The organism is Streptomyces sp. NPDC042364 (assembly GCF_056437585.1).
Genome location: NZ_JBWKAJ010000008.1, coordinates 1 through 16,871 on the forward strand (window position 1 = coordinate 1; position 16,871 = coordinate 16,871).

Annotated in this window: 15 protein-coding genes and 1 pseudogene; 9 read left to right on the top strand and 7 right to left on the bottom strand. The window is 73.2% G+C overall.

What is annotated here, in order from left to right; genetic code table 11:
- Nucleotides 1-310: pseudogene (locus AC067N_RS17760) on the bottom strand (hypothetical protein); the annotation flags it as partial.
- Between the two features lie 238 nt (nt 311-548).
- Between AC067N_RS17760 and AC067N_RS17765 the strand changes: the two are divergent.
- The gene (locus AC067N_RS17765; protein ID WP_478679815.1) at nt 549-1,844 is read left to right on the top strand and encodes a DUF2330 domain-containing protein; all 1,296 of its coding nucleotides are present in this window, start codon (nt 549-551) and stop codon (nt 1,842-1,844) included.
- A gap of 143 nt (nt 1,845-1,987) precedes the next feature.
- Nucleotides 1,988-2,659 (top strand): O-methyltransferase, encoded by a 672-nt coding sequence (locus AC067N_RS17770; RefSeq protein WP_478679816.1) that lies wholly within the window; start codon nt 1,988-1,990, stop codon nt 2,657-2,659.
- Nucleotides 2,660-2,756: 97 nt separating this feature from the next.
- Here AC067N_RS17770 and AC067N_RS17775 read toward each other — a convergent pair whose 3' ends face one another.
- The gene (locus tag AC067N_RS17775; protein ID WP_478679817.1) at nt 2,757-3,152 is read right to left on the bottom strand and encodes a hypothetical protein; all 396 of its coding nucleotides are present in this window, start codon (nt 3,150-3,152) and stop codon (nt 2,757-2,759) included.
- Nucleotides 3,153-3,270: 118 nt separating this feature from the next.
- Between AC067N_RS17775 and AC067N_RS17780 the strand changes: the two genes are divergently transcribed.
- Nucleotides 3,271-3,675 (top strand): DnaJ family domain-containing protein, encoded by a 405-nt coding sequence (locus AC067N_RS17780; RefSeq protein ID WP_478679818.1) that lies wholly within the window; start codon nt 3,271-3,273, stop codon nt 3,673-3,675.
- Nucleotides 3,676-3,751: 76 nt separating this feature from the next.
- Here the strand turns inward: AC067N_RS17780 and AC067N_RS17785 are convergent, their stop codons facing one another.
- Together AC067N_RS17785 and AC067N_RS17790 are read right to left on the bottom strand one after the other, a co-directional pair.
- On the bottom strand, nt 3,752-4,333 hold the full coding sequence (locus AC067N_RS17785; RefSeq protein WP_478679819.1) for a hypothetical protein: 582 nt from the start codon (nt 4,331-4,333) through the stop codon (nt 3,752-3,754).
- A gap of 5 nt (nt 4,334-4,338) precedes the next feature.
- Nucleotides 4,339-5,055 (bottom strand): hypothetical protein, encoded by a 717-nt coding sequence (locus AC067N_RS17790; RefSeq protein WP_478679820.1) that lies wholly within the window; start codon nt 5,053-5,055, stop codon nt 4,339-4,341.
- A 751-nt stretch (nt 5,056-5,806) separates the two neighbouring features.
- On the opposite strand from AC067N_RS17790, the gene AC067N_RS17795 reads away from it, so the two are divergent.
- Nucleotides 5,807-6,313: a GNAT family N-acetyltransferase gene (locus tag AC067N_RS17795; RefSeq protein ID WP_478679821.1), complete on the top strand. Its 507-nt coding sequence runs from the start codon at nt 5,807-5,809 to the stop codon at nt 6,311-6,313.
- Here AC067N_RS17795 and AC067N_RS17800 read toward each other — a convergent pair.
- Nucleotides 6,294-8,468 (bottom strand): MDR family MFS transporter, encoded by a 2,175-nt coding sequence (locus AC067N_RS17800; RefSeq protein ID WP_478679822.1) that lies wholly within the window; start codon nt 8,466-8,468, stop codon nt 6,294-6,296. The genes AC067N_RS17795 and AC067N_RS17800 overlap by 20 nt on opposite strands.
- A gap of 198 nt (nt 8,469-8,666) precedes the next feature.
- Here AC067N_RS17800 and AC067N_RS17805 point away from each other — a divergent pair, with 198 nt between their 5' ends.
- Both AC067N_RS17805 and AC067N_RS17810 read left to right on the top strand, forming a co-directional pair.
- Complete coding sequence (locus AC067N_RS17805; RefSeq protein ID WP_478679823.1) at nt 8,667-9,731, top strand: peptidoglycan-binding domain-containing protein; 1,065 nt, start codon at nt 8,667-8,669, stop codon at nt 9,729-9,731.
- Nucleotides 9,732-9,841: 110 nt separating this feature from the next.
- Nucleotides 9,842-10,180 carry an antibiotic biosynthesis monooxygenase family protein gene (locus tag AC067N_RS17810; protein ID WP_478679824.1) on the top strand — a complete coding sequence of 113 codons (339 nt, stop codon included), beginning with the start codon at nt 9,842-9,844 and terminating at the stop codon, nt 10,178-10,180.
- Between the two features lie 231 nt (nt 10,181-10,411).
- On the opposite strand, the gene AC067N_RS17815 is transcribed toward AC067N_RS17810, so the two are convergent.
- Together AC067N_RS17815 and AC067N_RS17820 are read right to left on the bottom strand one after the other, a co-directional pair.
- Entirely contained in the window at nt 10,412-11,077 is a 666-nt protein-coding gene (locus AC067N_RS17815) for an HAD family hydrolase (protein WP_478679825.1), read from the bottom strand.
- Between the two features lie 170 nt (nt 11,078-11,247).
- Nucleotides 11,248-11,829 (bottom strand): TMEM165/GDT1 family protein, encoded by a 582-nt coding sequence (locus AC067N_RS17820; protein ID WP_478679826.1) that lies wholly within the window; start codon nt 11,827-11,829, stop codon nt 11,248-11,250.
- 431 nt (nt 11,830-12,260) lie between these two features.
- On the opposite strand from AC067N_RS17820, the gene AC067N_RS17825 reads away from it, so the two are divergent.
- The 3 genes from AC067N_RS17825 to AC067N_RS17835 all read left to right on the top strand — a co-directional run bounded on the left by AC067N_RS17825 (nt 12,261) and on the right by AC067N_RS17835 (nt 16,864).
- The gene (locus tag AC067N_RS17825) at nt 12,261-12,905 is read left to right on the top strand and encodes an HNH endonuclease family protein (RefSeq protein ID WP_478679827.1); all 645 of its coding nucleotides are present in this window, start codon (nt 12,261-12,263) and stop codon (nt 12,903-12,905) included.
- A gap of 139 nt (nt 12,906-13,044) precedes the next feature.
- Nucleotides 13,045-14,691, top strand: coding sequence for an alkaline phosphatase D family protein (locus AC067N_RS17830; RefSeq protein ID WP_478679828.1), 1,647 nt, complete (start codon nt 13,045-13,047; stop codon nt 14,689-14,691).
- A gap of 166 nt (nt 14,692-14,857) precedes the next feature.
- Complete coding sequence (locus AC067N_RS17835) at nt 14,858-16,864, top strand: FAD/NAD(P)-binding protein (RefSeq protein ID WP_478679829.1); 2,007 nt, start codon at nt 14,858-14,860, stop codon at nt 16,862-16,864.
- Nucleotides 16,865-16,871 lie beyond the last annotated feature (7 nt).

Below are 16,871 nucleotides of genomic sequence, written 5' to 3' on the forward strand. Positions count from 1 at the left end.
CCGCACGGGTCACAGGCTTCAGGACCAGCCCCCCGAACGGCGTACCCGTGAACCGCGTCGAGTCGTACAACGAACCCGCGACCTGCAGAACACCGCCCGGACCCACCCACCTCTCCAGATCCGTCAACCGATCACCCCTGGGCGTGGTCAGCACGACCGCCACCTGCCGCACCGCCAAAACCGCGACAACCAGCCAGAGCACGGCACACACCACCACCCACCGCGCAGCCGCCGCACCCACACCGACGCCACCACCCGGCCCGCCCCGCTCCACGTCCACCACGCCCCGCCGCCCCGCTCGCCGACCCATGAAAACGCTTGCACCACCCTCGTGGTGAGACGCGGGCAACCCCCGCTTCACCTCACAGCCACCCGTGTTTCGTCCGGAAGACGATAGTGCGCGCGGGGCCGTCGCATTGCTCAAGGGCGCGACGCGGATCACGGATGCACATCACGGGCGGGGTTGTGACCGGCCACGGACAATCACCTGGGAGCATGGCCCCGGCACGGATGCACGGCGGGAAGGGCTGCGGGGGATGGCACGGGGGATGAACGACGTCGTAAGGGAGCGCACGCGTCCGGCGCGGCGGACGCGGGGCGTCCGTGGGCGGCTGGCGGTTCTCGTCCTGGCGCTGCTGGGGTTCCAGCTGGCGTCGCTGTTGGCACCGGCGTACGCCTGCGGGTGCGGGGCGATGGTTCCGGACGGGCAGCGCAGTGTGTACGTGAACCGCGAGACGTCCGTGGTGCGCTGGGACGGCCGCGAGGAGCAGATCGTGATGCGGCTGACGGTCTCCGGGGACGCCCGTACGGCCGCCTGGATCATGCCGGTGCCGAACCGGGCGACGGTGGAGCTGGGCGACGCGGCCCTCTTCGACCAGCTCGCCGAGGCGACGGCGCCCGAGTACCGCGAACGGGAGTACTTCTGGCCGCGGTCGAGCGACTGGCCGTTCGACGCGTTCGAGAACGACGGAACGGCGGGAGCGGCGCCGGGCGAGGGCGCGGTGGACGTCGTCGGCCGGGAGCGGCTCGGGCCGTTCGACGTGGCCAGGCTGACCGCCACCGACTCCGGGGCCCTCGGCGACTGGCTCGACGAGAACGGCTTCGCGCTGCCGGACCGCCTGGACACCGCGCTGGAGCCGTACGTCCGCCGGAAGTGGGAGTACGTGGCGATCAGGCTGGCGCCGGACGAGTCGGCCGGGGACATCCCGCTCGGCGGCACCCTCGACCCGCTGCACCTCACCTTCGCCAGCGACGAGTTGGTCTACCCGATGCGGCTGTCGAAGCTCGCCACGACCCCGCAGGCCCTCGACCTGTACGTCCTCGCCGGGCACCGGATGGAGCCGGGCTCGGCGATCGGCGGGGACGCACCGCAGGTCACCTTCGCCGGGCACCTCGGCACGCCCGGCGGCGCACTCGGCGACCTCGCCGTCGGGGGCACGGACTTCCTGACCGCCGTCGAGCAGAACTTCCCCCAGCCGTCGCGGATCTCAGGCGACCACACGCTCCGGCGGGCGGCGACCGACGACTCCTACCGAAAGGTCATCTACGTGGACGAGATGTGGACCGTGGGCGGCATCCCCGGCTGGCTGTTCACCTTCGGGCTCGGCATCGGCGTGCTCGCGATCAAGGCGGTGGCCGTCGCGATCGTGCTGCGCCGCAACGCCCGCAAGCAGCCACCGCTGCCCCCGATGGCGCAGGGCGCGTGGATACCGCCGGGCGGCCCGGTGCCGCCGGGGGCCGGAATGCCGCCGGGGGCGTACCCGCAGGGCGCGCCCATGCCGCCGGCCGCTCCCGTGCCACCGGCCGCGCCGCCGGCGGACCGCGAGTCCGGGCCCCGCGACTGAATCCGACGACTGAATCCGAACGACTGAATCCGAACGACTGAAACACGCACGGGAAACGCCTGACAGGGAAGGGGCCTGCGCCTACCATTCGTTAGCGCAACTAGTTAGCTGATCTAACTAGCTATCGGAAAGGGCGCAGGTCCATGAGCAGCTCGCAGGTGTGGGACGACGTCGACACCTACTTCACGACCCACCTCTCCCCCAATGACGAGGCCCTGGAGGCCGCGCTGCGCGACAGCGAGGCCCATGAGCTCCCGCACATCAACGTCGCCGCCAACCAGGGCAAGCTGCTCCAGCTCCTGGCCGTCATCCAGGGCGCCCGCCGCATCCTGGAGATCGGCACCCTCGGCGGCTACAGCACGATCTGGCTGGCCCGCGCGCTGCCCGCCGACGGCAGGCTGGTCTCCCTGGAGTACAGCCCCGAGTACGCGGAGGTCGCCTGCCGCAACATCGCGCGCGCCGGGCTGGACGCGCTCGTCGAGGTACGGGTCGGCGCGGCCCTGGACTCGCTGCCGAGGCTGGCCGACGAGAACCCCGAGCCGTTCGACCTGGTCTTCATCGACGCCGACAAGGCCAACAACCCGCACTACGTCGAGTGGGCCCTGCGCCTGACCCGCGCCGGCAGCCTGATCGTCGTCGACAACGTCGTCCGGGGCGGCCGCGTCGCCGACGCCGACAGCACCGAACCGGACGTCCTGGGCACCCGCGCCGCCATCGAACTCATCGCCGGCCACCCGAAGCTGGACGGCACGGCCATCCAGACGGTCGGGACCAAGGGCTACGACGGGTTCGCGCTGGCACGGGTGGTGGACTGACCCGGGGACGCGACCGACCCGAGGACGACTGACCCGAGGACGCGACCGACCCGAGGACGACGGGGCCGGGGGCCGGGCGCCGCCCTCGGGGACGGCCTCAGAGCTCGTGGTAGAAGCCCACGTTGACGCTGCGCGGGCCCGTGCGGTCGTAGATGACGAGTTCGCCGGAGCCGTTGTGCGGGAGCTTCGCGGTGCCGCCGTACGGAAGCGGCTGCTGCGGGTGACCCTGGAGGGCCAGGCGCACCTCGGAGGAGGGCTCGGCGTGGGTGCCGCGCAGCCAGGTCACCTGCCAGGTGCCGTCGGGGCCGCAGAGGAACTCCAGGTGCACACGGGAGACGAACAGCCAGTCGTCCGGGGTCGCGAGACGGCACACCGCCCGGTCCCGGCCCACCCGGAGCACGGCGCCCGGCTCGCTGGGCGCGTCGGCCATCTGCATGCCGGCCGTCGCCCCGGCGTCCGCCTCGGACACCGAGGCCATGGTGAGTTCGAGCACGTACCGCTCCTAACGGGTCAAACTCCGATTGTCGCTGGACACGGCACGCTCGACGCACCGCCGCCGCATGATAAATCGCCGGATCGTCCGCTTGTGCGGGGTCCGGCACAATGGACGCATGACCGAGCGAAAGCCACCCGGTGTCAGCTTCGAGTCCTTCGTCGACAAACAGATCCGCGACGCGGAGGCGCGCGGCGATTTCTCCCACCTTCCCGGAGCGGGGCGACCGCTCGACGGGGACGACACGACGTACGACGAACTGTGGTGGATCAGGCGGAAGATGGCCCGTGAGGGGCTGTCCGTGCTGCCGCCCGCGCTGGCGTTGCGCAAGGAGGCGGAGGACGCGCTGGCCGCCGCAGCGCGGGCCCCGTCCGAGCGGGCCGTGCGGAAGATCATCACCGAGATCAACGTGAAGATCCGCGCGATGATGTTCCGGCCGCCACCGGGACCGCCGCTGGGCCTCAAGCCGTACGACGTGGAAGCGGTCGTCGCGGAGTGGCGGGCCGGGAGGACGGCACCCTGACGGGAGCCCGGGGAACGTACGCGTGAGGCCGCGTCCCCGGGCACGACCGGGGACGCGGCCTCGTCCATGGGTGGGGCTAGATGCGGAGCAGTCGTTCGGTCAGTTCGCGGTAGTCGCGCAGCGCGAGGCGGAGTTGCTCCGTGTCGGCGGAGGAGGTGCGCTCCTCGCCGGTCGTCTGCCAGGTGGCCCGCAGCGTGCGGCGCCGCTGGTTGACCGCGTCGGTGAAGCGGGAGGCCGCCTCCTCCAGGACGTGGTCGGCCTCCTCCACGGCGGACCGGGGTTCGTCGACGAAGCCGCCGACCGCGTGCTGCAACCGCAGGTTGAGCTTGTCGGTCTCCTCGTGCGGCAGCAGATGCCCGCCGGAACCGGCGGCGGAGGCGCCGGTCCTCAGGCCCTCGGTGCGGGCGTCGCCCCGCTCGTGGCCGGCCGCGAGCGGCTCCCGGGTGTCGTGGGTACCGGTGGTGCCCATGGTGTCGGTCGGGCCACCGGGGCCCGCGGGGCCGCTGCGGCCGGTGATCCCGCCGGTCTCCCCGGCGGTCGCCGAACCGCGGGCGCCGGTCGCCCCCGGGGTGTAGGCGGCTCCGCTCGTGCCGGTGGTCGCGGGACGCGGCCGGCGCCCCCGGGTGGCGCCGTCACCTGTCGTCACGTTGTCGGTCATCCCCCTCAACTCCCCTTCGCATGGCGCCGCGTGAAACCCCACGGCACATGGTGCCGGCCGCCTGAGCGGGCGGCGGCGGTGGTCGTGTGGCGGCGGTCGGCCGCCGTACGGTCGCGTTCCGTCCCGGTGTCACGGTCAGCCCGCGCGTCATGGCGGCCGGGTGCCACCAGGTCCTCGAACAGGGCGCGGCCCTCGATCATGGCCTCGCGCATCTCCTCGGTGCCGGCGCCCGTACGGCCGTCGGCGGTGTCCGTGGGGCCGCCCTGCGCCGCGCGGTGCAGCCGGCGGTAGCCCTGGACGTGGTGTGCGTGGTGGACGGAGAGCGCCTCCAGCTGGGTCTCGTAACGGCCGCCGTCCGGGAAGCCGCGCGCCCCGGCCAGATCGGCGATCAGCCGGTCCGCCTCGACGACCGCCTCGCGCGGCGAGTCGACGAAGCGTTCCTGGGCGGCCGCCCAGCGGGCCTCGTACCGTTCGCGCTCCGCGCCCGGCAGCGGCCGCCGCTCCAGGGAGCCGTGCCGCTTCACGCGCTCAGCGAGTTCGCGGGCGGCGGCCCGCTCGTCGCCGTCGTGACGGGCCACGGTCCGGTCGTACTCGGGTCCGAAACGCCGTTTCAGCGATCCGCCGCCGTTCGAGGCGCCGCGGGCGCGCAGGGTCAGGACCGCCGCGACAACGACCACGGCCGCCACGATCACGATCAAAGCGATGATCACGCCTGTGGACATGAGTGCCTTCCAGGTTGTTCGGCCCGGGCTTCTCGGGCTCGGCGGGCCGTCTTGCGCACCGGGTTGCCCGAACGACTTCGTTCAAACGGTGACGACGGACCGGCCGGAGGGGCGACGGCGCACGGACCGCGAGGACCACGCCCACGAGCGCGAGCCGGCCGCGTTGACGCCCGCCCCACGGTGCGGGCGACGCCCGCCGTCGCACGCGGACCCCGGCGCTCCCCCGCCTCCCCGGTTGCGAACTGCCGTGCGGGCACCACCGGTTGCTCCTCCGGCACGCCCCCTCCCCGGGCCGGTGCGGGACCGCGTCGAACGGTTCCACCGCGCGTGCGGCGCGGACGAGGCCGGGACGGCGGCGGCCCACACGGGCCCGGAGTCGGCCGAAGTCGGCCTGGAGTGGCCGCTGTTACGGCCGGACAGGGACGGCTTGCGCCGGCCGGCGGCCGACCAGGGCGACGCGCTCGGCGTCCACCTCGGCGTCCACCTCGGCCTCCGCGCCGGGACGCCGCCGCTCGACGCGGACCCCGACACCGTCCGGGCCCACCGTCCGAGCCCTGCCGCGGGGGCGCGGCCCGGGGTACGCCCACCGGTCGCACACCGCGCGGACGTACCGGGGCGACCACCCCGCCCGGCCGGGCCTCGCCCCCGAAAAGGGCGCCGACCACGACTCGCCGATGCCCCGCGCCGACCGGTGCGTGCGGCCCCGGAAACCCGCTCGCGTCCGCCCCCGCGATCGCCGACAATCCCCGCCATGACCCGTACGACGACCGCCTGGTCCACAGCCCCCGAACCGTTCGACTCCCCCGTCGCGGCCGCACTCTGGCGGGCGTACTACACGGAGGTCAGCGACCGCTGGTACCTGCTGCACGAGGGCCGGGTCACCGACCCCGACGAGCTGGAGCGGGAGATCGCGGCGGACACCGGGGACTGTCTGGCACCACCGGGCGGGGTCCTGTTGGTGGCGCGGTACGACGGCGAGCCGGCCGGCACGGCGGGCGTACGGCTGCTGGACGCGGCCACGGCGGAGCTGAAGCGGGTCTTCCTCCGCGAGGAGGCCCGCGGCAAGGGGGGCGCCACGCTGCTCGTGGCGGCGGCCGAGGACGCGGCCCGGAGCCTGGGCGCCGAGCGGATCGTCCTCGACACCCGTGCCGACCTGGCCGAGGCCCGTGCGCTGTACGCCCGGCTCGGCTACGAGGAGAGCGAGCCGCACAACGACAACGCGTACGCGGACCACTGGTTCACGAAGAAACTCGTGTAGCCGAAGGCGCCGAGGGCCGGGCGACCGGCCGTTCGTCGTGCGGGCGCTCGGCGTCCGAGCCGCACAGCTCGGCGTTGAGCTCCTCGACCAGACGGGCCAGATCGGTCGGCCGGTCGGGCCCCCACCAGTCGCCCAGCAGCTCCGCCAGGGACTCCTCGCGGGCCCTGGCCAGCCGGTCGGCGACCTCGTGCCCGGCGTCGGTCAGTAGGAGGTCGAGGCCCTCTCGGCGAGCGAGCCGGCGCTCCTCGACCTGCCGCGACGCGGCCATGACCACGTCCAGCGGCACGGAGCTGCGCTCGGCGAGCACGGCGGGTTCCACCCAGCCGTACCTGCGGACGCGCAGCAGCAGCCAGCTCGCGGCGGGCAGCAGGTCGTAGCCCGCCCGCGCGGTGATCGTCCGGTAGATCTCCCGCCGCCCCTCCCGCGACCCGAGCAGGGACAGCGCCCGGCACACCTCGTCGTACGACGAGCGCTCGACGGGGTTGCTGGCGAAGGTCTCCGTGCCGTCGGGGGCCGTCACCGAGGCCCGCAGCCGGTCCTCGCGCAGGAACCAGGCGAGGACGAACCCGAGAAGGGCGACCGGGGCCGCGTAGAGGAAGACGTCGGTGATGGCGGAGGCGTAGGAGTCGAGGGCGGCGGGGCGCAGCGAGGACGGCAGTCCGGCGATCTCGCGCGGGTCCGCCTTCAGTCCGTCCACGCTGACCCCGGCCGGCAGCCGGGCACCGTCCAGGGCGCTCGCCAGCTTGTCCCCGAGCCGCCCCGCGAAGATCGTGCCGAAGACGGCCACACCGAACGCGGCGCCGATGGACCGGAAGAAGGTCGCGCCGGAGGTCGCGACACCCAGATCCTCGTACGGGACGGCGTTCTGCACGATCAGCACGAGCACCTGCATGACGAGGCCGAGACCGAGACCGAAGACGAAGAAGTACGCGCTCATCTCGCCGTCGCCGCTGTCCGCGTCCAGCTGGTGCAGGAGCAGCAGCCCCAGCGTGGTGACGGCGGTCCCGGCGACGGGGAACACCTTCCACCGGCCCGTACGGCTGACGATCTGCCCGGAGACCGTCGACGACAGCAGCAGACCGAACACCATCGGCAGCATGTGCACCCCGGACATCGTGGGCGACACACCCTGCACGACCTGGAGGAACGTCGGCAGATAGGTCATCGCCCCGAACATCGCGAAGCCGACGACGAAGCTGATCACGGCGGACAGGGTGAAGGTGCGGACACGGAAGAGCTTCAGGGGCAGGACGGGTTCGGCCGCCCGCCGTTCCACCGCCACGAAGACGGCCGCGAGCGCCACGCCCAGCACCGCGAGACCGATGATCCGGGGCGATCCCCAGTCCCAGGTCGTACCGCCCAGGGAGGCGACGAGGACCAGGCAGGTGGCGACGGAGGCGATGAGGAAGGTGCCGAGGTAGTCGATGACGTGCCGCTCGGCCTTGCGCGGGACGTGCAGGACGGCCGCGATGACGATGAGGGCCACCGCCCCGACCGGCAGGTTGACGTAGAACACCCAGCGCCAGCTCAGATGCTCGGTGAACAGCCCGCCGAGCAGCGGTCCGAGCACGCTGGTGGCGCCGAACACGGCCCCGAACAGCCCCTGGTAGCGCCCCCGCTCACGCGGCGGGACGAGATCGCCGACGATGGCCATCGACAGGACCATCAACCCGCCGCCGCCCAGGCCCTGGAGGGCCCGGAACGCGATCAACTGGGGCATGTCCTGCGCCATTCCGCACAGCGCCGACCCCACCAGGAAGATCCCGATCGCCGTCTGGAACAGCCGCTTGCGGCCGTACTGGTCGCCGAGTTTCCCCCACAGGGGTGTCGCCGCGGTCGCGGCCAGCAGGTACGCGGTCACGACCCATGACAGATGGTCCAGCCCGCCCAGATCGCTCACGATCGTCGGCAGCGCCGTCGACACGATCGTCTGGTCGAGGGCTGCCAGCAGCATCCCGAGCAGCAGGGCCCCGATGGAGACCATGACCCCGCCGCGCACCTGCTCGGCGGGGGCCGCCGGATGTCGGCGGGAAACGGACGGGGGCGGCGCGGCCTGGGCCCCGGCGGCGGTGTCCGGGGGGCCGGCCGCGCCCCTCGCCGGATGTCCCGCCGTGTGCTCCGCCGTGGCGCCGTCGCGCGGGCTGTCGTCGGTCATGCGGACCTCCCGAGGCCGTCCGAGAACCTCGTACGGCGTCGCCGGTTTCCTCTTCCTCCACTGTTCATTCCATCGTGGGCGGTGTGACCGGTTATGGCCTGTCGAGCCCCTGCGGCGCCCGTCACTCCTGAGGCGATCTGAAGGTTGTGTGACGACGGTCTGCATAAACTCGGGAGTCTTCACGGGGAGGGACCACACGTGAGTGAACCGACCAGCCACATATGCCCGGAGTGCTTCGCACCCAGGGCCGCGGACGGCAGCCCGTCCTGCGGGTGTGGCCGCCGCGCCGCCGAGGCACTCCTGGAAGCCCGTACGGCCGAGGCGGCCGCCGCCGAGGACTTCGACCCGCTGCGCATCCGCCCGTACGTGGAACTGGGCGCCGCCGGGGACGAGCACCGGGACCACGGCGGGCCCGGCACGGACCGGGGGCGCGCGCGCCGCCCGGGGCGCCCCGAGCCCGCCGAGGCGGCGACGACGCGGTCGGCGGCCTACCGGGCCCCGCGCACGGACACACCGCACGACGACCGCACCCGGCCGCTCGCGGTCCAGCCACCCCCTGGCTCCTCCGCGCACCCGCACGCCCGCTCCTCCGCGCCCTCACGCCCCCGTTCCGCCGCCCGTCGCCGGCGTACGGGGCTGATCGTCGCGCTCGGGGGCACGGCGGCCGTCGGTGTGATGGCGGCGGCCGGCTTCATGGGCGGCCTGTTCTCCTACGAGGCGCCCGAGCGTGACGGGGCGCTGCCGGAGGACGTACGGGCGAGCGCGCCCGACACCTCCGCGGACGGGGGCGGCGGGTCGCCGGTGGAGACTCCCGACGAGGACGCCGGCGGTGGGGCCGGGGCTCCCGCGCCGGCGCCGCCGGGTGACGCCGCGCAGCCGAAGCCGTCCACGAGCCCGTCCCCCTCCGCCTCGAAGACGTCCGCGTCGCCGTCGGCGTCCCCGTCGCCCAGCCCGACCGAGGCGTCGCCCAGCGCCCGGGCCTCCGACAAGTCGACGGCGGACGACGCGGACAAGGGGGACAGCCGGCTCGAGGCGCCGAAGACGCTCCGCCTGGGCGACGACGACCCCGAGGTCACCGAACTCCAGCTCCGGTTGCGCCAGTTGGGTCTCTACAACGGCGACATCGACCAGAACTTCGACCGCCAGGTCGAACAGGCCGTCATCGACTACCAGACCACCCGCGGTGTCTCGAAGGACGACGAGCCCGGCGTCTACGGCCTCGCGACCCGCGCCCGCCTGGAGGCGGAGACGAAGGAACCGTGACCGGCGGCCGGGGCGTGCCGCGCGCGTCCCGCCCGCCCGGCGGATCCGCCCGCGGGGCCCGACCGGGGTCCGCGCACACCCCTGCCCATCCCGTGATGCAGGATGGCCCCATGAGCATCGTCAAGATCAACGTCCTCACGGTCCCAGCCGAACAGCGCGAGGTGCTGGAGAAGCGGTTCGCCTCCCGCGCCGGGGTGGTGGAGAGCTCCGACGGGTTCGAGTGGTTCGAACTGCTGCGCCCCGTCGAAGGCACCGACGACTACCTCGTCTACACCCGCTGGCGCGACGAGGCGTCCTTCCAGGCATGGATGGAGGGCCCCATGAAGCAGGCCCACCAGGGCGGCGGCGACCAGCCCCCGGCCGACCGCCCCAGGCCGGCCGCGTCCGGCTCCACCGTCTGGTCCTTCGAGGTGGTCCAGCAGACGGGCCCGAAGAACACCGGGGCCTGACAACCGCGCCGCGCCCCGCCAGGGGCGCGGCAGCCCACGACGCCGGGGACGGCGGGCCCGCGACGCGCCCCACGCGGCGCGCTCGGAACTCCGGCCGGCCGGATCCGGCCGCTCCGGGTGCCGTGCCGTCCCGCCTCACGTGCGGCGGGACGGGACCACCTCACGCCCGGCGCGGACGGGGCCACCTCACGCCCGGGGGGGACGGGGCCCCCAGGCCCGGCCGGACCGGGACTACCCCACGTGCAGCCGGACCAGCCCGTCCGCGCCCGCCTCGACCCGGACCGACCGCAGATCGGGGACCACGACGTCCGGACCGTGGGCGGCTGCGCGCGGCCCGATCCCCACGACGCGCATACCGGCGGCCCGCCCCGCCTCGATGCCCGCCCCGGAGTCCTCGAAGACGACACAGTCCTCGGGGGCGATGCCCAGTTCGGCGGCGCCCTTCAGGAACCCCTCGGGGTCGGGCTTGCTCGCGCCCACGGACTCGGCGGTGACCCTGACCTGGGGGAGGGCCAGCCCGGCGGCGGTCATCCGCGCGGTCGAGAGGGGCACGTTCGCGGAGGTCACCAGCGCGTGCGGCACACCGCAGTCGACGAGGGACGCGAGGAACTCCGGCGCGCCCGGTATCGGGACGACCCCGTCCACGTCCGCCGTCTCCTCCTCCAGCAGTCGCGCGTTGTCCGCGTGGTTTCGCTCCATGGGCCGGTCCGGCAGCAGCACGGCCATGGTGGCGTACCCCTGGCGTCCGTGGACCACCCGCATGATGTCGGTGCCGTCGAGCCCGTGCCGCTCGGCCCAGCGCCGCCAGACCCGCTCGACCGCGGCATCGGAGTTGACGAGGGTGCCGTCCATGTCGAGCAGGAGGGCGCGGGCGGTCAGAACGGTCGTGGCCGTCATCGGCAGGCTCCAGGGCGCGGGAACGCGGGCAGGGGGCCCGGACGGGTCGGGAGACGACGGAACGGCCCCGCAGGGACAAGGCGGCCCCGCCCACCGGTCAGGGAATGCGGGCGGGAGCCACTTTGTTCCCTCACGGTACAAAATAAACGGGGCCCCCGCCACCCCCTTCGTCATCCCGTCACGGCTTCCCACAGACTCCACACACCGAGCCCCGTCATCAGCACGGCGGCGATCTGGGTGATCAGCTTCAGCGGCACCCTCTTCATCAGCGCCCGGCCGCCGACGATCCCGAGCCCGGCCACGGTCCACAGGGCGAGCACCGCACCGAGCCCGACGGAGAGCGGATCGTCGTACCGCGCCGCGAGGTTCGCCGTCATGATCTGGGTCAGATCACCGAACTCGGCGACCAGGATGAGCATGAAGCCCGCCCCCGAGACCTTCCAGAAGCTCTGGTTCTCGGGCCGGCGGATCTCCTCCTCGTCCTCCTCCTTCTTCATGAGCAGCACCGCGGCGCCGCCCAGGAACAGCACGCCGGTCAGCGCGTGCACGATCTGCTGGGGCAGCAGGGTGAGGACGCTGCCCGCGGCGACCGCCAGCGCGACGTGGACGGCGAAGGCGGCGGCGACGCCCGCGAAGACGTACGAGGCGCGGTAGCGGGTGCCGAGGACGAGGCCGGCGAGGGCGGTCTTGTCGGGGAGTTCGGCGAGGAAGACGACGCCGAAGACGAGCGCCGTGACACTGAAGCTGATCAAGGGTCCTCAATCGGTCGGGCTGCCCCGCCGAGAGAAACCGTCCGCTGACGCGACACCTCGGCACGGCAGCACACGTTCACCCGTGCGGGGTCGCACGGGTGTGCACTGCTTGCCGAAGGTCTCGCTGGCGGGCCCTTGTCCCAGGACCCGCTCCGGGCGCCGGCTCAGACGAGCTGAGCAGTATGTCGACGGTCCGGCGAAGAGCTACTCCCCTTCTGCGGGGTCCATGGTACGGGAACGATTCAGCTGGGCGCGGTGCCTATTGGCTCGGGGGTGCGGAGCCCCCGTGTCACCACGATTCCCCGCCGGAACCCTTGTCGTGTCATGCCCACGTCACTAACTTCTCACCCGACGCTCATCCACCGGTAACACCCCCCGGCGACCCTTCAATCGCTCGCACCCCAAACCCCCCGGCCCCACAAGGAGTTCACATGCGCAGGTTCTACGCGCGTCGACGACTGAGCATACTCACCGCGCTCAGCGGACTGACAGCCTCCGTCGCGCTCTTCAACGCCCCCACCGCCTCCGCCGCGCTGCCGACCCCGGTCAGCGCCGCCACCGCCCGCAGCTACCTCGCCACCCTCACCGTGGCCACCGAGGACCGCACCGGGTACAGCCGGGACCTGTTCAACCACTGGATCACCATCAGCGGCAGCTGCAACACCCGTGAGACGGTCCTCAAGCGCGACGGCACGAACGTCGTCACCGACTCCGCCTGCGCCTCCACCAGCGGCAGCTGGTACTCCCCCTACGACGGCGCCACCTGGACGGCCGCCTCCGACCTGGACATCGACCACCTCGTCCCGCTGGCCGAGGCCTGGGACTCCGGCGCCGACAACTGGAGCAGCTCGCTGCGGCAGCAGTTCGCCAACGACCTCACCCGCCCGCAGCTCATCGCCGTCACGGACAACGTGAACCAGGCCAAGGGCGACCAGGACCCCGCCACCTGGATGCCGTCACGCACGGCCTACCGCTGCACGTACGTCCGCGCCTGGGTCCAGGTGAAGTACTACTACGACCTCTCCGTGGACTCCGCCGAGAAGAGCGCCCTGACCGGCTACCTGGCGAACTGCTGACACACCCGGCTCACCCGTTGGGGCCCGGAACCTCCCCGACCACCTCCGTCGTTCCGTACCGTACGGGGCGACGGAGGAGGGTGATCCGCAGGGACGGAGGTGTCCCCGGGACCCCCGGAGAGGGAGCGGGTGATCGCCGATGGCGGGACTGCGCCTTGGTCCACTGCTGAGATACGTGGACGGCTCGACCGCGACCGTCTGGGTCGAGACGGGCCACCCCTGCACGGCCGAGGTGCGCTGCGCCGGCGGCGGTGGAGGCACGGCCCGCACCTTCCGGATCGCGGGCCACCACTACGCGCTGATCCCGGTGACGGGCCTGGCCCCGGGCACGGTGTCGTCGTACGAGGTCCTCCTCGACGGCACCCCGGTCTGGCCGCTGCCCGAATCCCGCTTCCCGCCGTCCGAGATCCGCACCCGGGCCGAGGACGACCCGGTCCGCGTCGCCTTCGGCTCCTGCCGCTGGGCCGCGCCGCCCCACGGCGAACCCGACCCGGTGGGCCCGGACGCCCTCGACACGCTGGCCTCCCGCATGGCCGCCGAACCGGACGCCGAGCGCCCCGACGTCCTGCTCCTCCTGGGCGACCAGATCTACGCGGACGAGACCTCCAAGGCCACCCGCGCCTATCTCGCCGCCCGCCGGGACCTGAGCGAGCCGCCCGGCGACCAGGTGGCGGACTACGAGGAGTACACCCACCTCTACTACGAGTCCTGGCTGGACCCGGGCATCCGCTGGCTGCTGTCCACCGTGCCCACCTGCATGATCTTCGACGACCACGACGTCATCGACGACTGGAACACCAGCGCCTCCTGGCTCGCCGACATGCGGGCCACTCCCTGGTGGCGCGAGCGCATCCTGAGCGGGCTGATGTCGTACTGGGTCTACCAGCACCTCGGCAACCTCTCCCCCGCCGAACTGGAGGCCGACCCGGTCTACGCCGCCGTACGCGCCGCACCGGACGGCACGGACGCCCTGCGCGCACACGCCGCCGAGGCGGACCGGGACCTCGCCGCGGTCCGCTGGAGCTACCGGCGGGACTTCGGACGTGTCCGCGTGTTGATGCTCGACAGCCGGGCCGCGCGGGTCCTCGACGAGGCGAGCCGGTCCATGCTGGACGCGGGCGAGGCCGCGTGGCTGCGGGAGCAGGCGCTGGACGACCCCGGCTCCTGCGACCACCTCCTGATCGGCACCTCGCTGCCCTGGCTGCTGCCCCACCTCGTGCACGGGGCCGAGTCCTGGAACGCGGCGCTGTGCCGGGGCGACCGCGGGGAGCGCTGGGCGCGGTTCGGGGAGAAGGTGCGCCGGAAGGCCGACCTGGAGCACTGGGCGGCCTTCCCGGCGTCTTTCGAGGCGCTGGCCGCGCTGACCGCCGAGGCGGGCTCGGGTGCCGGTGCCCCGGCGACCGTGCTGGTGCTCTCCGGGGACGTCCACCACGCCTACATCGCCGAGCCGTCCTGGCCGTCCGACGCCCCGGCCGCACCGGACGCCCGTGTCCTGCAACTCACCTGCTCCCCGGTCCACAACTCCGTCCCGCTCTCCATGAAGCTCGGCTTCCGATTCGGCTGGAGCCGTACGGGACGGGCGATCGGCCGGTGGTTCGGACGGCGGGGGCGCGGCGGGCGGCCGTCCATCGACTGGCACAAGGCGGGCGGCCCCTGGTTCGGCAACCAGCTCATGACCCTGACGCTGCGCGGCCGTTCGGCACGGCTGCGGTTCGACCAGGTACGGGCCCGGCAGGGCGAGAAGGCCCGGCTGGAGACGGTGATGGAATCAGTACTCACCCGCTAATACCGCCATTGGACACGGTTGTCACCCCTGTTGTCCGGGATGCGCGTGAGGCATCCCACACCGGGGGCGCTCAGGGGTTTCAGGGCTCATTTCCCGTGCCGTACGACGGCATGATGAGGCGGACCGTCCGCTTCCCCGCGGACGGTCCGACGCATCGCGCCCCACCATGCGCCCCACACGCACGGGAGTTACGCCCTTGTCCGAGTTGCCAGGGATCAGCGACATCGGCGTCGCTCTCGTCGGCGCCGGCCCACGCGGCACCAGCGTCCTGGAACGCCTCTGCGCCTCAGCCCCCGAACTGCTCCGTCCCGGAACGCGGTTGACCGTCCATGTCGTCGACCCGGCGCCGCCGGGGCCCGGTCAGGTCTGGCGCACCGACCAGTCGCCGCGGTTGCTGATGAACACCGTGGCCTCGCAGGTCACCCTCTTCACCGACGAGAGTGTGGACTGCTCGGGCCCGATACGCCCGGGGCCGAGCCTCCATGAGTGGGCCGCCGACCGGTCGGACCCCGGCGGCCCGCCCGCACCCGGCCCCGACGACTACCCGACCCGCGCCCAGTACGGCCGTTACCTGGAGTGGGTCTTCGCGGAGGTGGTGCGGGGCGCGCCGCCCGCGATCCGGGTGGAGACCCACCGCACCCGCGCGGTCCGCCTCGACGACGCCCCCGACGGCGGCCAGCGCCTCACCCTCGCCACCGGCCGGGTCCTGACGGACCTCGCCGCCGTGGTTCTGGCCCAGGGGCACCTGCCCGCGGTGCCGGACGAGGAGGAGCGCCGCACGACGGCGTACGCCGCACGGCACGGTCTGCGCCACCTCCCGCCCGCCAACCCGGCCGACCTCGACCTCTCCTCCCTCGCCCCCGGGGAACCGGTCCTGCTGCGCGGCCTCGGCCTCAACTTCTTCGACCACATGGCCCTGTTGACGACGGGCCGGGGCGGCCGGTTCGTATACGACCGGGACGAGGACGGGGAGACGCGGGAGCCCGGCCCTCGACGGCGCCGGTCACCGCGCTACCTCCCCTCGGGCCGCGAGCCCCGCCTCTACGCGGGCTCCCGGCGCGGGGTGCCGTACCAGGCGCGCGGCGACAACGCCAAGGGCCCCTACGGGCGCCACGCCCCGCTGGTCCTGACCCCCGAGGTGATCGCGGGCTTCCGCAAGCGCGCGGACTCCGGGGAGGCCCCCGATTTCCTCACGGAGATATGGCCGTTGGTGGCGAAGGAGGTGGAGACGGTCTACTACGAGGCGCTGAGGCGGACCCGGGGTGCGGAGACTACGGGAGACGGCGCCTTCCGTGAGCGGTTCCTTGGCGCCCCGCACCGCAGCCCCCAGGAGGCCGCCGTACTCGACGAGTTCGGCGTTCCCGACGCCGACCGCTGGTCCTGGGAGCGGGTCTCACGGCCGTACGCGGGGCGGACGTTCGCGGATCGGGAGGCCTGGCGGGACTGGCTGCTGGGGTATCTCCGCGAGGACGCCGCGCGGGCCGCGCTCGGCAATGTCGCGGGCCCCGAGAAGGCCGCCCTGGACGTGCTGCGGGACCTGCGCAACGAGCTGCGGCTGATCGTGGACCACGGCGGACTGACCGGCGACTCCCGCCGGGAGCACCTGGACCGCTGGTACACCCCCCTGAACGCCTTCCTCTCCATCGGCCCGCCCCGCAGCCGTATCGAGGAGATGACCGCGCTGATCGAGGCGGGCGTGCTGACGGTACTGGGGCCCGGCCTGGAGGTGCGGCCGGAGGACGGGGCCTGGCGTGCCCGCTCACCCGGCGTACCGGGGTCCGACGTCCGGGTCACGACGCTCGTCGAGGCACGGCTGCCCGAACCGGACCTGCGCCGGACCGCGGACGACCTGCTCGCGAGTCTGCTGCGGGAGGGCCGGTGCCGCCCGCACCGGGTGGGCGGATACGAGACGGGCGGGCTGGACGTGACATCCCGGCCATACCACCTGATAGACCGTCACGGAGTGCCGCACCAAAGGCGGTTCGCCGTGGGGGTGCCGACGGAGGGCGTGCACTGGGTGACCGCCGCGGGAGCCCGCCCAGGCGTGGATTCGGTCACTCTTTCGGACGCGGACGCGGTGGCGCGAGCGGTTCTACGTGCGGCGACGGGCGGAAAATCCGACCAAGCGGAGGTAAGGACCTGGCCAGATGTTGAACTTGTAAGCATCGAGTAGCGATGCG

Excerpts from the sequence above, each read along its gene's own strand:
- AC067N_RS17800 (WP_478679822.1), bottom strand. The coding sequence starts at position 8,468 with ATGACCGACGACAGCCCGCGCGACGGCGCCACGGCGGAGCACACGGCG.
- AC067N_RS17765 (WP_478679815.1), top strand. The coding sequence starts at position 549 with ATGAACGACGTCGTAAGGGAGCGCACGCGTCCGGCGCGGCGGACGCGG.
- AC067N_RS17780 (WP_478679818.1), top strand. The coding sequence starts at position 3,271 with ATGACCGAGCGAAAGCCACCCGGTGTCAGCTTCGAGTCCTTCGTCGAC.
- AC067N_RS17785 (WP_478679819.1), bottom strand. The coding sequence starts at position 4,333 with ATGACCGACAACGTGACGACAGGTGACGGCGCCACCCGGGGGCGCCGG.
- AC067N_RS17825 (WP_478679827.1), top strand. The coding sequence starts at position 12,261 with ATGCGCAGGTTCTACGCGCGTCGACGACTGAGCATACTCACCGCGCTC.
- AC067N_RS17790 (WP_478679820.1), bottom strand. The coding sequence starts at position 5,055 with ATGTCCACAGGCGTGATCATCGCTTTGATCGTGATCGTGGCGGCCGTG.
- AC067N_RS17830 (WP_478679828.1), top strand. The coding sequence starts at position 13,045 with ATGGCGGGACTGCGCCTTGGTCCACTGCTGAGATACGTGGACGGCTCG.
- AC067N_RS17795 (WP_478679821.1), top strand. The coding sequence starts at position 5,807 with ATGACCCGTACGACGACCGCCTGGTCCACAGCCCCCGAACCGTTCGAC.
- AC067N_RS17810 (WP_478679824.1), top strand. The coding sequence starts at position 9,842 with ATGAGCATCGTCAAGATCAACGTCCTCACGGTCCCAGCCGAACAGCGC.
- AC067N_RS17835 (WP_478679829.1), top strand. The coding sequence starts at position 14,858 with ATGCGCCCCACACGCACGGGAGTTACGCCCTTGTCCGAGTTGCCAGGG.
- AC067N_RS17815 (WP_478679825.1), bottom strand. The coding sequence starts at position 11,077 with ATGACGGCCACGACCGTTCTGACCGCCCGCGCCCTCCTGCTCGACATG.
- AC067N_RS17770 (WP_478679816.1), top strand. The coding sequence starts at position 1,988 with ATGAGCAGCTCGCAGGTGTGGGACGACGTCGACACCTACTTCACGACC.